The sequence below is a fragment of the Bacillus sp. SRL543 genome (assembly GCF_984799205.1).
Genome location: NZ_OZ481794.1, coordinates 2,640,440 through 2,652,750, shown reverse-complemented (window position 1 = coordinate 2,652,750; position 12,311 = coordinate 2,640,440). Strand labels below are relative to the sequence as shown.

Sequence of the window (12,311 nt, the reverse complement as noted above, 5' to 3'; positions counted from 1 at the left end):
AAAAGTCTTATCACAACTCGCTGGGGGAGAAGAAGATGGATACCATCATTAGAAAAATGGAACAAAAAGATATTGAAGAGATACAAAAAGTCGCGAGAGCCAGCTGGCACAGCACCTATGAAGGCATCATCCCCCGGGAGGTGCAGAATCAATTCCTGGCTGAAGCTTACAGCAGCGAAAGGATGCAGCAGAGGCTTACTCACTCATACCTTTTTGTTGCAGAAGACGAAGGAAAGATTGCCGGGTTTGCCAACTTTACACCTGTCAACAAGGATGGCAAGGCAGAGCTGGCTGCTATCTATCTATATCCTGAAGCACAGGGCAAGGGTATTGGAAGTGCTCTTCTTGCTAAAGGGATTGAAGAACTGGCTGGTGTCAAAGAGATTTATATAAATGTAGAAAAAGAAAATGAAATTGGCAAAAACTTTTATAAAGCGAAAGGCTTCGAGCATATCAAAGAGTTCGAGGAGGAATTTGAGGGCCATAGGTTAATATCGATCCGAATGGTTTTGCGTTTGACTAATTAATGCTTTCAAGTCTCATCCTTTTAATCCTAAAAAACTTATAGAGGGAGGAGTCCATATGGATCGCTTCGATTTTAGCCTGGATAATAAGCTTGTCAGAGCCTGGCTGCTGATCATGCTGCCAGTTATAGCTGTGTCAGTTATATTGTATTGGTTCGTCCCGGCAGAATACTATTTGGTTCCCCACTTGCTGCTTATAGCAGCGACCTGCGGATTTTTTATATATTCTCAGCTTGTAAAAAAGAGAAAGTGATATTTGTATGTGGAATAGGTGCACGATAAAGGAAAGGACTGTGACCTTTTCCTTTTAAATATTTGGACCGGCTGCAGCTTAACTGGACAACAAAGGAGAATCTATGAAAACGTACATATACATGGTGAGGCATGGAGAGTCGCCCAAAAAAAATGAAAATGAAAGATCAAGAGGGCTGACTGAAAAGGGAAAAAGTGATGCTCTAAGGGTGTGTGAATGCCTAATTGATGAAGGAATTGAGGTGTTTGCATCAAGTCCATATCAGCGTTCTATCCAGACAGTGAAGGGGGCCGCAGCACAGCTTAATAAGGACATTTATATTTTTGAGGATTTGAAGGAAAGAGTATTCTTGCCGGAAGAAGCTATTATAAGTGGAGAGAAATTACTGCCGCTGCTGGAACGCTCTTTTTCCGACCCTGATTATGCTTTGCCTGGCGGGGAGTCGAACAGAGCTTGCCAAGATAGGTCTACAAGAGTATTGCTTGATATGATTAGAACAAATCAGGGCAGGAAAATTGCCATAGGTACGCATGGAGCGGTTATGACTCTAATGATGGGCTTTTTTTGTGATAGATACGGACTGGACTTTTTATTGAATTCTTCCAAGCCTGATATTTATAAATTAGAATTCGAAGCTTTCAAGCTGGCAGATGTAACAAGATTATGGCATTAATCTGCATCTCCGTACAGGCCTCCGCTAAAAAGCAGGAGGCCCGGCGCCTAGCTGCCGGCTGGCCAATGAATCTTTTAGTATTTCTTCGTACAGCGAATTCCAGCTCTTGTACCATAGAGAAGCTTTTTCAGGATCTATCAGCATCCTCTCTGCTGATTCAAAATTCCCTTCAAAAGGGTGCAGCTGCTCTATTTCCATTGTATAAATAGCCTGAAACCCGATTTTGGGATAAGGGCTTTGTTCGTTCCAAAGCGGATTTTCCTCATGACTGACGGTAATATACCCAAGAAGGGTACAATTCCCTTCTATATAGCCCTCTTCCCAGGCTTCCCGCCTGCAGCATTCTTCCGCTGTCTCATTTTCTTCCAGATGACCACCGGGAAAATCCCATCCCCGTTCATTCAGATTGACAAGCAATAATTGATCATTATAAAAGCAAAAGCTATGGATGCTCGTGATCCTGTCTAAGGCGGGCAATGAACTGCTTTTAGTCCAGGAAAGCTTGATTCTCGCATCTCCCCAATACACAAACACATCAGACATGAAAACACCTCCTTACTCTTCTATTTTATGATGGATATCTTTGGAAAACCAGTTCGGAATGTGTCAAATTTATATGTTTTTGAATAATAGGGTCAAAACAGCCACTCTGGTATATCTCCTTTTTGCAGACATGACAGGGTCCGGCCGCGCCCAGACCTTCACAAAACTTGTTGTAAATCCAAAGGATAAACAGAATTTATCAAACCTTCATCAGGTATCTTAGACTAGGCGAAAGGAGAGGCGGAAACTGCTTCTCTTTTTTTTGCAGAAAATTGAATCTTTCCTGCCAGTATTTCGTCTATTATACTGAATACATATACTTATTTGGAAGTTTGAGTGTAAATCTTTCCTGAAAAAAGGTTAGTCTTGTAATGAAGAATGGGGGAACAGGCTTATCAGGAACCCTAAATATTATCCCGCAGTCTTTTTTCTGATCTGGATGTTTTCTATCAGTCTATTTGATGTAATCCGGGGAGAAAGCATTGATTGGAAAAAGAAGGTAAGTATAGCATTATGTATTACTTGCGCCAGGCTATTTTTAACATGGGCATTTACAGATAAAAAGAGTGATTGTTAGGCAGAATGAGCATGAGTGCTACAGGTTTTCGAAAAAGTAATTCTGGTGGAAAAGGTGATTGAATTGAATACGATATTTAAAAATGTGATAGAAACTAAAGAAGAATTTGAAGAGTTCCGTTCTGTCGTCGGGTCTCCAAGTGAAAGGGCCTCAAGAAAAGTGATACCGCTAATCGACGAACATTGCCGGGAGTTCATCCGCATGTCACCGTTTCTGACGATGGCCACTTCCAATCGTGCCGGCGAATGTGATGTTTCCCCAAGGGGAGATATGCCGGGGTTTGTGTCCGTTTTGGATGAAAAACATTTATTTATCCCCGAAAGGCCAGGCAATAAAAGGCTGGACTCTGTCCAGAATATATTGGAAAATCCTCATGTTGGACTGATCTTTTTCATTCCAGGGCTGGGAGAGACCTTGAGGATCAACGGAAAAGCAAATATAGTCCGCGATCCTGAGCTTTTGGAAAGCAGTGCTGTAAACGGGAAGCTGCCTTTGTTCGGCATCGGGGTGCAAGTGAGAGAATGCTATACCCATTGCGCCAAAGCTTTTATCAGATCAGGGCTGTGGAAACCGGACACATGGGCAGAAAAAGAGGACCTTCCTTCTGCCGCTAAAATGCTCGTCGCTCATACAAAGATACAGAATGTTTCGGCTGAGCAGGTGGAAAGGGAGCTGCATGAAGGATATGTTAAGCGGCTTTATTGATTTAGGGAGATTTTTAACATGAGCATTGGAGCGGGCTTTACGCTGCTGTTCATAGCTGCTGGTCTCTTGATAGCAGGATGTTCTATTTTCAGCAAAAAAAAAAAGGCGGCTGCTGCAATATTGACTGGGGCCGCATTAATTCTTTGTATTTGTGTACTTTTGTTGACAGGGGTATATGATCCTTATAGCCAACATATTCGCTGGAAATGAAAGAAAAGTTGTGGATTATCTGGATGTGGGCTGCTTTGCAGCTCTTTTTTTTTGCTATTTTCGTAAAGATTGCTGCTTTTAAATATACATTTTACATTTTATGGTTTAACTTCATTGTTGGTTTGAGAGGCCAGCAAGCCTAAAAATAAGCGGAGAATTTCCGGTTAGACTGCTGAATATGGAACGGGTGGGTGTATATAAGCGGAAAATTTCCGGTTAAACGGAGCGGAGTTGCCCTTTTTCCTGTTTTTAGAGTCGATAGCCGGAATTTCTCCGTCTATTTGAGCTATTTTTATAGCTTTTTTGAAATTAGGGGGAATTTCTCCGCTTATTTTTCAACCTGTCATTGATTCCCCCATTCAGGTCAGGAACGGTCCGCTCTTTTATGGCCGGATGGGGAAGAAGCCGCCTCCTGAAGAGGTATTTTATCATGTCTTATAAGGATGACAAGATAGCAACGATCTATGCGAAAAGAACCTTTTTTTCAATTAAAGGGAACTTTCTGCAGCCTTCAATCCTCTAATTAGCAAAGAGACAGCAGGAAGGAGCCGGGGGAAGAGTGTGATTAAAGCGATAAAAGATTCAATTATGCTGAAAAAAATCAAGGAAAAAGATATCGATGCCGTCTTAAGCTGGTTTGAGTCCAGGAAATCCAAGTATTACAAAATTGGCTGGGCTTATTTGAAGAATCATCATGATGTGGAAGATGTATTCCATAATACAATTCTTAAAGTTCATGACCATATCGGTAAGCTGAAGAAGGACCGGTATTTTGAAACATGGGTCACAACGATTTTTATTAATGAGTGCCGGGAACTTTACCGAAAGAATAAGCGCAGGCAGCAGGAAGCAGTCATTGGGGAATATGAGGCCGGAAATCATCTTTCTCCAGAAACGTTTGATGTACTGGATGCACTGGGGCAGGTTGATGAAAAGTTCAGGGAGCCGATTTTGCTGAAATATATACAAGGATTTTCCCAGGAAGAAATCGCAGGAATTCTTGGTCTCCCGGTTGGTACTGTAAAAAGCCGTATTTACAGAGGATTGCTGATTCTTCGCAAAGAATATGGAGGTGGCGGCAGCCATGACATGCAGTGAAATACAAAACCTGATGCTGGATAGCCTGGAAGGAAGGCTTCAGCCTGAAGACGAGTCAAAATTGGCAGACCATTTTGCAGGTTGCAGAAAATGTGCAGATGAGTGGATGCAGATACAGAATATGAAAGCAGAATTGACCTCAATATCAGAAAAAATTGAAATGCCTGAAGGATTTATGATGAATGTAGGCAATAGGGTCAGAGAGACAAAGTCAAAAAAGAAGCAAACGAGAAATGCCAGCAGGATCGGCGGTGTGGCTGCTGCTGTCTGCTTAACCTTATTTGTCGGCACGGCAGCAGCAAATGGAGGATTCAGTACATTCAAAGACTGGTGGCAGAGCTTCAGTGCCGAGGAAAGCAAACAGGAGCAGCAATACATTCAGTCAGGTTTTGGCGAGAAGCTGGACCTGGAAGAGCACAGCAATGGAGTCAAAGTAAGAATTACCAGTGTGGCAGCCGATGACATCCAGACATTGATTTATTATGAAGTAGAAAATTTGGAGAATGCAGACCTTTTCATGCTTGATTATGACGGACTGGAAGTCGTGAATGCAGCTGAGTATTGGGGAAATAAGGATGAACCATCGTTCTCTCCTATACGAAGCCAAATCAACCTTTATTCCACTAAAGAAAAAACCTTCAGAGGAAAATTGTCAGTGGCACCAATGGATCAGCCATCCGGCACCATTGATCTGAAAATCCAGAGGCTTCAGAAATTCATTGAATCATCAGAAAAGGGACGGGCAGAAGAATTAGAACCTGAGACTTTAAAAGGGGAATGGTCATTTAAGATTCCGGTGGAAAAGCACCCTAGTATAGAATATCCTTTATCCGCCAAAACGGAAGCTGACGGGAATCCAATTGTCTTTGACAAGATCGTCATTGCACCGACAGCTACAATGCTTACCTACAGATACCAAAACACTCATAAAGATAAAAGTCTGGATTATATAGCAGTCAAGAGCATTGAAACAGAAAATGGCACCGTGCAAAATCAGCTGTTTGGTCAGGGCGGCGACTCATCAGGCGATGGATGGAATACAGTGACCGCTTCCTTTGATTCTATCTATGGAGAAAAGCCGAAACGTATATCCGTTCATTTAGGGGCTTTACAATATTCTATTGACAAACCGCAAACCGTTGAACTGGCAGGAAAAGAGCTTCCGATTGAGTTTGAATATAAAGGGAACATAATATCGATCGACAGCATCGAAACAGGCAAAACAACGACAATGGTCATGAATGAGGAGCTGCCGGAAAATCGCGCATACGAAAAACTGCGGTATACGATTTCGGCAATAGGCATGACTTCATCAGGAAGCAATTCAGAAGGGTATTTTATCGACAAAGATGGCCAAAGATACAGAACAGATGAATATTTTATGCGTACAGCTGAGCTCATCGAACCGAGACTGTATACAACCAGGCATAACATCAATCTAACTGGTGACGGAAGCAAGGAAGTGATTCCTGAGCGGCTGGAGATCGAGGGCTACAGCTATACTGAACTCAGCAGCAAAAAAATAACGATCGATTTGGATGGAAAAGCAGGGCACTGACCCTGTTTTTATTTTACAATTTATTACTTTTTAGAGGGTTTTTCAATTTGAAATCGAATTATGAAGAAAAGGAAACATCAAAGCACCAGCACAGGATTTGCAGTCAAAAGCACTGGCTTTGTTAAAAGCATATAATAGAAACGGAGATTACATGAACCTTATACAGAAATACATTGACCAGTTTAGCATAGATGCTTATCATATCAGCGATGTCCCAAATTCCTACAGTTCAACAGTATACAGGCTAACACTGAAGGAAGGACAGACAGTTTATCTGAAAATTCCCTATTCTAAGATAAAGCTGGAGAGGGAAATGGAAATGCTCCAATTATTGAGAGGGCATGTTCCAGTGCCTTCAGTCCTTGATTATTGGGAAGGAAATGAAGAATCTGCAGGCGCTCTGCTGCTCGAAGGAATTGCAGGTGAACCTTGCAGCGGGGGAGTTGACAGGGAGCTTGCCTTTCAAATCGGCCGGCATCATGCTATGCTGCATAATGCCCCGCTGCCCGGGGATTGTCCCGGCTTCGATCACATGGCATGGAGAGCGATGGTCAGGGAGAAGTTTGAAGACTTCACCCTGCATGCTTCCAAAGTCCTTCCTAAAGGTCTGCTTGAAAAGTCACAGAGGTATTTTTATAGTAGTCTTCAGGATCTTCCCGAACCTGATGGCCCATGCATCATCCACTTGGATTTCAGGCTGGGAAACATCCTGGTGAAAGATAATAAAGTTGCCGGAATCATTGATTTTGAAAGTGCCCGTCTCGGATCGCCTGAGATGGATTTTTCAAAAATTAACCGGGATGTTTGGGAACAGCATGAGGGTATAAAGGAAGCCTATGTTGAAGGCTATGAAAACATCAGGCCGATTATTGATCTGGACAGCATCCTTCCATTTTATAAGTTTTATGATGCTTTTTGTTCTGTCGGCTGGGGACAGCAGAGGGGAGCGGAGAAGCATAAAGAGTTTATGAGGGAGAATGAGCTGCTGCTTGCTTCGATGCTCTAGGGCTTTCCTTTTTGAAGTAAGTCGATTGATTCCCAAAAAGCCTGATCAATGGAGGTCTGATGATGTCTGCCAGTGGACGTCCTGTTTATTTTATCCGCTCATTTTTTTGTTTAACATTATTGGGGATCACCGGAATGTATCTCCTCATTAGACTGGCCATGATCTTTATGTCGGCTGCAGGCTTCGCTCTTATCGGACCAGAAGGGCAAGACCTGCAGATGGCAGCATTGGTTCCCGACTTCCTGATGGTCTTTGTGTTCACACTGGCTTCGGGAATATATTTTAAAAATAAAAAAATACCTGGGATGACCTCGGTGCTCCTGCTGCTCATCATTCTTGTATCCATCCTGCCAAGGCTTATGATTGCAGAAAACTATACGATAATTGAGAATACTGATTTTGCAATCACCGGATTTACCTATAAAATTCCGCAAAAAGATTATGATGGTGTGGCCATAAAGGTCTATAGCAGGGTTTTACCATATGTTTATCAGGAGGGAAAAGAATTTAGAGATGATTCAAAACTCGCTGAAAAGAGCCAGATGGAATTTATAAAGATGTCATATGAAGTGGGTGAGGGAAATACGCTGATAATCGGAGAGCTGAAAATACCGCTTGAATATTATGGAGAAGGAGGAAAATCATGATTTGGTTTCTGTTTATATTTATTTTCCTTGTCCTCGGATTTGCCTTTCTGATCGACTGGCGGAGGAAAAAAATCAATAATAATCCGCCCAATATCACCCAACCCCATGCCAAGCCAGGAGATGACTCGAATTATATGATGGGTGATAATAGGGATCATGGGGGCTCGAACTCATAAGAAACTGGCATATTCACCAGATGTCTTTTTCCTGCTTGCATCCGGAAAAGTGACAATAAGGAATTTTCGTGAGCATCAATTTGATGCTTTTTTTTATGCATTTTTTTTGGCAGCCAGCTTTTTGCAGCAGGGGTATTTACTCAATTTTTGTATTATGCTGCAACATGAGAAAGTTGTCCTATATCAATAATCCAATAGAAACATAATCTAATACTAAGGATTCAGTAACTCTGAAGACAAATTGGACAGGTTTAAGCAAAATTAAAAAACAAGAAACTTCCCAGGGAGGAAAAGTAATGTCAAACGAAGTTGTAAAAGCCAAAATCAAAATAGAGTTCTTAGAGGGAATCGAGCTGAACGAAAATTCATCTTATGAAGAGGTGCTGAGAGTTCTGACAGGTTCGTTGAATAATGAAGCAGTCGGGCAAGTCACTTTAAAGGTTGAGTTTGAAGATGGTTCTGAAACAGAATTTGAAAGAGCTGAGGATGAAGAAGCTGCTGGATTAACTGAAGAAGAAGAGGAAGAAGAAGAAGAAGAAGAAGAAGAAGAAGATGAAGAAGACGAAGAAGAAGATGAAGAAGACGAAGATGAAGAAGACGAAGACGAAGACGAAGAAGACGAAGAAGACGAAGATGAAGAAGACGATGAAGATGAAGAAGATGACGATGATGAAGATGAAGATGAAGAAGACGATGAAGATGAAGAAGATGACGATGATGAAGATGAAGATGAAGAAGATGAAGAAGATGACGATGACGATGAAGACGAAGATGATGAAGAAGATGAAGATGAAGATGACGATGACGATGAAGATGATGAAGACGAAGACGAAGACGAAGACGATGAAGAAGATGAAGATGACGGCTCACAATCTGCTGATGCAGGAGCCGCACTCGAAGGAAATGATACAGAGAAGACCCGGCTCAGAAGACGGGAATTTCTTAGGACATTCATACTCGACAGAATGGCACTTTAAGATAGGAAAATAGGTGTAAGAACCGGTCAATCCCGCAGACAGTTGCTGCAGGATCCGGTTTTTTTATGTGGCTTTTTTAATCCTCAAAAATTGCCTAAAAAAAAGCCGCCTTATATGGCGGCCAAACGGGGGGGAAGTGTAAAATCTTGTGTTTTTGATATTCGTCAATCATCTTAAGGGAAAGAAATAATAGGATTTTGCTTTCATACTTATTTACAAAACATTTTCAGTATTGTCCAAACAGTTTTTGCTTTTACTTCCGGTTAACTCTGCTTTCTTTTTTTGCTTGTTCTTCCATAAGCTGTTCAAGGGCTGTTGCTGCAGACTCCCTGAGCCATTCTTTGATAATCCCTTTTAGCTTCTCGTTTTTGGTTGTCTCTTTTGTTTTGTAGTGTTCAGAATTTACTTTACTGTCTCTTTTTTCAGCACTGGATTTAACCGAGGTGGGAGCTTTACTAATTGCAGCATCTGTATCCGATTCTGCATTGTTTTTCTTGTTGCTTCTGGTTTTCCTGGAGACTAACTCCTGATTCGACTTTTTCTTAGGTTCATTAAGAAGACTGAGAAGCCCTCCATAGCGGCTTTGGCTGGCGGAAGGTTTTTGTTCTTCTCGGGGGGGTGCCTGTTTAACTTTCTGTTTAGGTTGTGATGATTTTGTTTCAAGAGTCACTAGTGTTTCTTTTTTGCCTGCTTTAGCCATTTCGTTTATGGTGACAGCTGTTTCATTATTTTCCTTGAATGGGTCTGCAGGTTCATTAGCAGTGTCAATCAATGTTAAAGCTTCTTGAGGTTCATGATTCAGGGCACTTTCAGCAGCCATGCCGCTAGTTGTAAATATTGCCTGATTCCAGACGCCGAGCAGCTCAGAGGAGACCCTTGGCCATTCATATTGGGACACAGCCAATTCTCTTCCTTTAGCCCCCATTTTTTTCATCAAAGATTTGTTTGAAAGAATGTCAGAGATTCTCTCTGTAAAACAGTTTGGATCTTCAGGATTTTCAACAATCAGTCCGTTTTCTCCTGGCAATATAACTTCGGGATTTCCTCCCCTTGCGGTCGTGACTATAGGAAGGCCTGCAGCCATCGCTTCATAATGGACGCGTGCGAGCGGTTCCTGCCACTGTGACGTACATACAAACAGGTCTGCGGCTGCGAACCAATTATGAATTTCGCTCGGAGCGACGAAACCCGTAGTAACCACAGGTATCGGGAGTTTATTTGCCAGTGCCCTTACATATGCGACATAATCTGTGACATGATTTTGGCTGAACCAATTGCTGCCGACTATAACTAGGGCCAGATCCTTGAATTTTTCCGAAAGCTGAGGGAGTGCTCTGACCAGCCTGTCAACACCTTTGTTGTTGCTGAGCCGCCCGGCAAATAACAGCACGGTTTTATTTTCAAGACCATGTGCGCTTCTGATTTCGTTCCGGGTTTTCTGAATTTTTGGATGAGTCCCTGGCAGGAAACGCTGGGTGTCTACTCCTGAATAAATGGTCTTAAGCTTTGGGGCAGTTTGAGGATAAAGCTCCCTGATCACATTTCCGATATAATTGCTGACTGTAACAATACTTGAAATCTCTTCTAATGCTGCTGCAGCTTCTTCAGGATCAATTTTATCAGCACCGAACATATCATTGTGCATGCTCAAGGTGATTTTCGCCTTTGGAGCAGCCTGTCGGACGGGAAGGATTAGGCGGGGACGGTTGAAGACGTGGATCAGGTCAAATTGATTTTTTTCGATATAGCCGGCAACACCCTCGCGATAAAGGTCAAATAATTTGCCGGGAACACGCACATAGTGAATACCGTCCATTGTTTCCTGATCGGGAAGCGATACATCGCTGATTCCGAGGACGGTAATATCATGATGCTTTCCTATATGGGGAAGGACTCCGGAAATATAGGTTTGGATCGCCCCGCCCAGGACTGGAGGCACAGGAAGTTTCTCTGTACAGATCATTAAGATTTTCATGGTTATTGGGCTCCCTTCCAGTCATTTTGGATTTCCTCCAGCACAGGCCATTTCGTCTGGTCTGTGTCCAGGATTGTTTGGATTAGTTGTGTCGTTTGATCATTTAGAAAAATTTCAGGTTCATATACTGCTTCCTTCAAATTCTTGTAAAATTCATTTGGCATAGCAAGATCTATCAATAACAGGTCATACAGTTCAGGAGATATTGGATTTGCTTCGTGATAGGCTTTAATCATTTCCCTCACCCATGTAATATCCCATCTGTACAAATCTGCCATTGAACCTGTTATTAGCTTTCTTAAATCGCGGATTGGCAAATCATATGCAACTCCGTCAAGGTCAATAATCCACATCCCGCCAGAGCCCATTTGGCCATTAGACCAGCCGTAGTCCTGGTGCACAAGTCCCCAGAACTCATTTCCCTTTGATGCAAGATCGGCATAAGCTGACAATTTCAGTTTTTCTATTCCTTGCTTAGCTTGTTCTTCAAAATGGCCGACTACGTTTATTAAACTTTCGCTTGCCGGCATCTCTTTATATGCAGCCGCAATATTTCGGAGCCAGTCCATCTTGTTAAGCACCTTCTGATAGCTTTTCGGCCATTTTAAAATTCTTGAAGCAATTTCAGCAGATGGCGGGGGCGTATACCCTTTGCTTAAGCGGTGAAACTCGCCGAGCGCATAACAAAGCTGCTTAGCACCTTCCAAGTCCTTGGTAACCGGTGCCAGGGGCTCAATCCACTCAGCTGCGAACCAAAGCTTTCCTCCTGCTTCAACATAGTTAAGCCCGTCCATTGTTTTATAGATGGGCGGGACCCTGGCTTCCTGGACATCAACTAAGTACTCCTGGGCACCGAGGCTGAACAGGCTCCTCGTCGGCCTGCGGTGCAAAAGCTTTAAGCTTTTCGGGCCTGATACTGTTTCAAGCTTCCATATCGCTCCGCCTTTATCCGGCTTCGTTGTGACCACCGTCATGCTCTGAACAGAAAGGTCGTAGGATTTAAGAACCTCGGCAGCAAGCTCGTTTATATATTCTGGAACGAAAAATTCATGCATGGTTTCGGTGACTTCCCATGGAACAATTTCTATCCTTTCCATGCTATCCCTCCTTAAATTAATAAGTAGTTTCCCATAAGTTCAACAGCCAAGGAAGAGTCATTGTAGTAAAGAGTTCCACCTTAAAGCTCTTGTCCCGAATTTTTTCTTATTTTTTATAGAAAAAGCGGGGTCATTTGATGGGAGAGTACTTTTTACTAAATTATGATTTTAAAAGTTTTTTGTATAGGACAGCTCCCCCGCTTATCGAGAATAATCAGTAATATTTCGTCCCTCTGTGCTATCCCACATACGCATTGGTCCTTTTTGCCATAGAAATAGATAACAAGAGTTA

14 protein-coding genes are annotated in these 12,311 nt (G+C 42.5%); 11 read left to right on the top strand and 3 right to left on the bottom strand.

What is annotated here, in order from left to right:
• Positions 1-35 precede the first annotated feature (35 nt).
• The 3 genes from AC4E8B_RS13435 to AC4E8B_RS13425 all read left to right on the top strand — a co-directional run bounded on the left by AC4E8B_RS13435 (position 36) and on the right by AC4E8B_RS13425 (position 1,450).
• Positions 36-527 carry a GNAT family N-acetyltransferase gene (locus AC4E8B_RS13435; protein WP_490213890.1) on the top strand — a complete coding sequence of 164 codons (492 nt, stop codon included), beginning with the start codon at positions 36-38 and terminating at the stop codon, positions 525-527.
• 55 nt (positions 528-582) lie between these two features.
• Entirely contained in the window at positions 583-777 is a 195-nt protein-coding gene (locus AC4E8B_RS13430) for a hypothetical protein (protein ID WP_490213889.1), read from the top strand.
• A 103-nt stretch (positions 778-880) separates the two neighbouring features.
• Positions 881-1,450: a histidine phosphatase family protein gene (locus tag AC4E8B_RS13425; RefSeq protein WP_490213888.1), complete on the top strand. Its 570-nt coding sequence runs from the start codon at positions 881-883 to the stop codon at positions 1,448-1,450.
• A gap of 24 nt (positions 1,451-1,474) precedes the next feature.
• Here the strand turns inward: AC4E8B_RS13425 and AC4E8B_RS13420 are convergent, their stop codons facing one another.
• Entirely contained in the window at positions 1,475-1,993 is a 519-nt protein-coding gene (locus AC4E8B_RS13420) for an NUDIX domain-containing protein (RefSeq protein ID WP_490213887.1), read from the bottom strand.
• Between the two features lie 640 nt (positions 1,994-2,633).
• Between AC4E8B_RS13420 and AC4E8B_RS13415 the strand changes: the two genes are divergently transcribed.
• From AC4E8B_RS13415 to AC4E8B_RS13380, 8 genes are all read left to right on the top strand, one after another.
• Complete coding sequence (locus AC4E8B_RS13415; RefSeq protein ID WP_490219668.1) at positions 2,634-3,275, top strand: pyridoxamine 5'-phosphate oxidase family protein; 642 nt, start codon at positions 2,634-2,636, stop codon at positions 3,273-3,275.
• A gap of 18 nt (positions 3,276-3,293) precedes the next feature.
• Positions 3,294-3,485 carry a hypothetical protein gene (locus AC4E8B_RS13410; RefSeq protein ID WP_490213886.1) on the top strand — a complete coding sequence of 64 codons (192 nt, stop codon included), beginning with the start codon at positions 3,294-3,296 and terminating at the stop codon, positions 3,483-3,485.
• A gap of 561 nt (positions 3,486-4,046) precedes the next feature.
• The gene (locus tag AC4E8B_RS13405; RefSeq protein WP_490213885.1) at positions 4,047-4,583 is read left to right on the top strand and encodes an RNA polymerase sigma factor; all 537 of its coding nucleotides are present in this window, start codon (positions 4,047-4,049) and stop codon (positions 4,581-4,583) included.
• On the top strand, positions 4,570-6,141 hold the full coding sequence (locus AC4E8B_RS13400; protein WP_490213884.1) for a DUF4179 domain-containing protein: 1,572 nt from the start codon (positions 4,570-4,572) through the stop codon (positions 6,139-6,141). The genes AC4E8B_RS13405 and AC4E8B_RS13400 overlap by 14 nt, the downstream gene beginning before the upstream one ends.
• A 151-nt stretch (positions 6,142-6,292) precedes the next feature.
• On the top strand, positions 6,293-7,147 hold the full coding sequence (locus AC4E8B_RS13395; protein WP_490213883.1) for a phosphotransferase family protein: 855 nt from the start codon (positions 6,293-6,295) through the stop codon (positions 7,145-7,147).
• 167 nt (positions 7,148-7,314) lie between these two features.
• A complete protein-coding gene (locus AC4E8B_RS13390) occupies positions 7,315-7,794 on the top strand; it encodes a hypothetical protein (RefSeq protein ID WP_490213882.1) in 480 nt (159 codons plus the stop codon).
• Entirely contained in the window at positions 7,791-7,970 is a 180-nt protein-coding gene (locus tag AC4E8B_RS13385) for a hypothetical protein (RefSeq protein WP_490213881.1), read from the top strand. Before AC4E8B_RS13390 ends, AC4E8B_RS13385 begins: the two co-directional genes overlap by 4 nt.
• 296 nt (positions 7,971-8,266) lie before the next feature.
• Complete coding sequence (locus tag AC4E8B_RS13380) at positions 8,267-8,947, top strand: hypothetical protein (protein WP_490213880.1); 681 nt, start codon at positions 8,267-8,269, stop codon at positions 8,945-8,947.
• Between the two features lie 253 nt (positions 8,948-9,200).
• On the opposite strand, the gene AC4E8B_RS13375 is transcribed toward AC4E8B_RS13380, so the two are convergent.
• Positions 9,201-10,922: a glycosyltransferase family 4 protein gene (locus AC4E8B_RS13375; RefSeq protein ID WP_490213879.1), complete on the bottom strand. Its 1,722-nt coding sequence runs from the start codon at positions 10,920-10,922 to the stop codon at positions 9,201-9,203.
• 2 nt (positions 10,923-10,924) lie between these two features.
• Positions 10,925-12,019, bottom strand: coding sequence for a CotS family spore coat protein (locus AC4E8B_RS13370; RefSeq protein WP_490213878.1), 1,095 nt, complete (start codon positions 12,017-12,019; stop codon positions 10,925-10,927).
• Between the last annotated feature and the right edge of the window lie 292 nt (positions 12,020-12,311).

Coding starts and splice junctions, on each gene's coding strand:
- AC4E8B_RS13390 (WP_490213882.1), top strand. CDS start 7,315: ATGTCGGCTGCAGGCTTCGCTCTTATCGGACCAGAAGGGCAAGACCTG.
- AC4E8B_RS13380 (WP_490213880.1), top strand. CDS start 8,267: ATGTCAAACGAAGTTGTAAAAGCCAAAATCAAAATAGAGTTCTTAGAG.
- AC4E8B_RS13425 (WP_490213888.1), top strand. CDS start 881: ATGAAAACGTACATATACATGGTGAGGCATGGAGAGTCGCCCAAAAAA.
- AC4E8B_RS13395 (WP_490213883.1), top strand. CDS start 6,293: ATGAACCTTATACAGAAATACATTGACCAGTTTAGCATAGATGCTTAT.
- AC4E8B_RS13420 (WP_490213887.1), bottom strand. CDS start 1,993: ATGTCTGATGTGTTTGTGTATTGGGGAGATGCGAGAATCAAGCTTTCC.
- AC4E8B_RS13435 (WP_490213890.1), top strand. CDS start 36: ATGGATACCATCATTAGAAAAATGGAACAAAAAGATATTGAAGAGATA.
- AC4E8B_RS13400 (WP_490213884.1), top strand. CDS start 4,570: ATGACATGCAGTGAAATACAAAACCTGATGCTGGATAGCCTGGAAGGA.
- AC4E8B_RS13375 (WP_490213879.1), bottom strand. CDS start 10,922: ATGAAAATCTTAATGATCTGTACAGAGAAACTTCCTGTGCCTCCAGTC.
- AC4E8B_RS13430 (WP_490213889.1), top strand. CDS start 583: ATGGATCGCTTCGATTTTAGCCTGGATAATAAGCTTGTCAGAGCCTGG.
- AC4E8B_RS13385 (WP_490213881.1), top strand. CDS start 7,791: ATGATTTGGTTTCTGTTTATATTTATTTTCCTTGTCCTCGGATTTGCC.
- AC4E8B_RS13370 (WP_490213878.1), bottom strand. CDS start 12,019: ATGGAAAGGATAGAAATTGTTCCATGGGAAGTCACCGAAACCATGCAT.
- AC4E8B_RS13410 (WP_490213886.1), top strand. CDS start 3,294: ATGAGCATTGGAGCGGGCTTTACGCTGCTGTTCATAGCTGCTGGTCTC.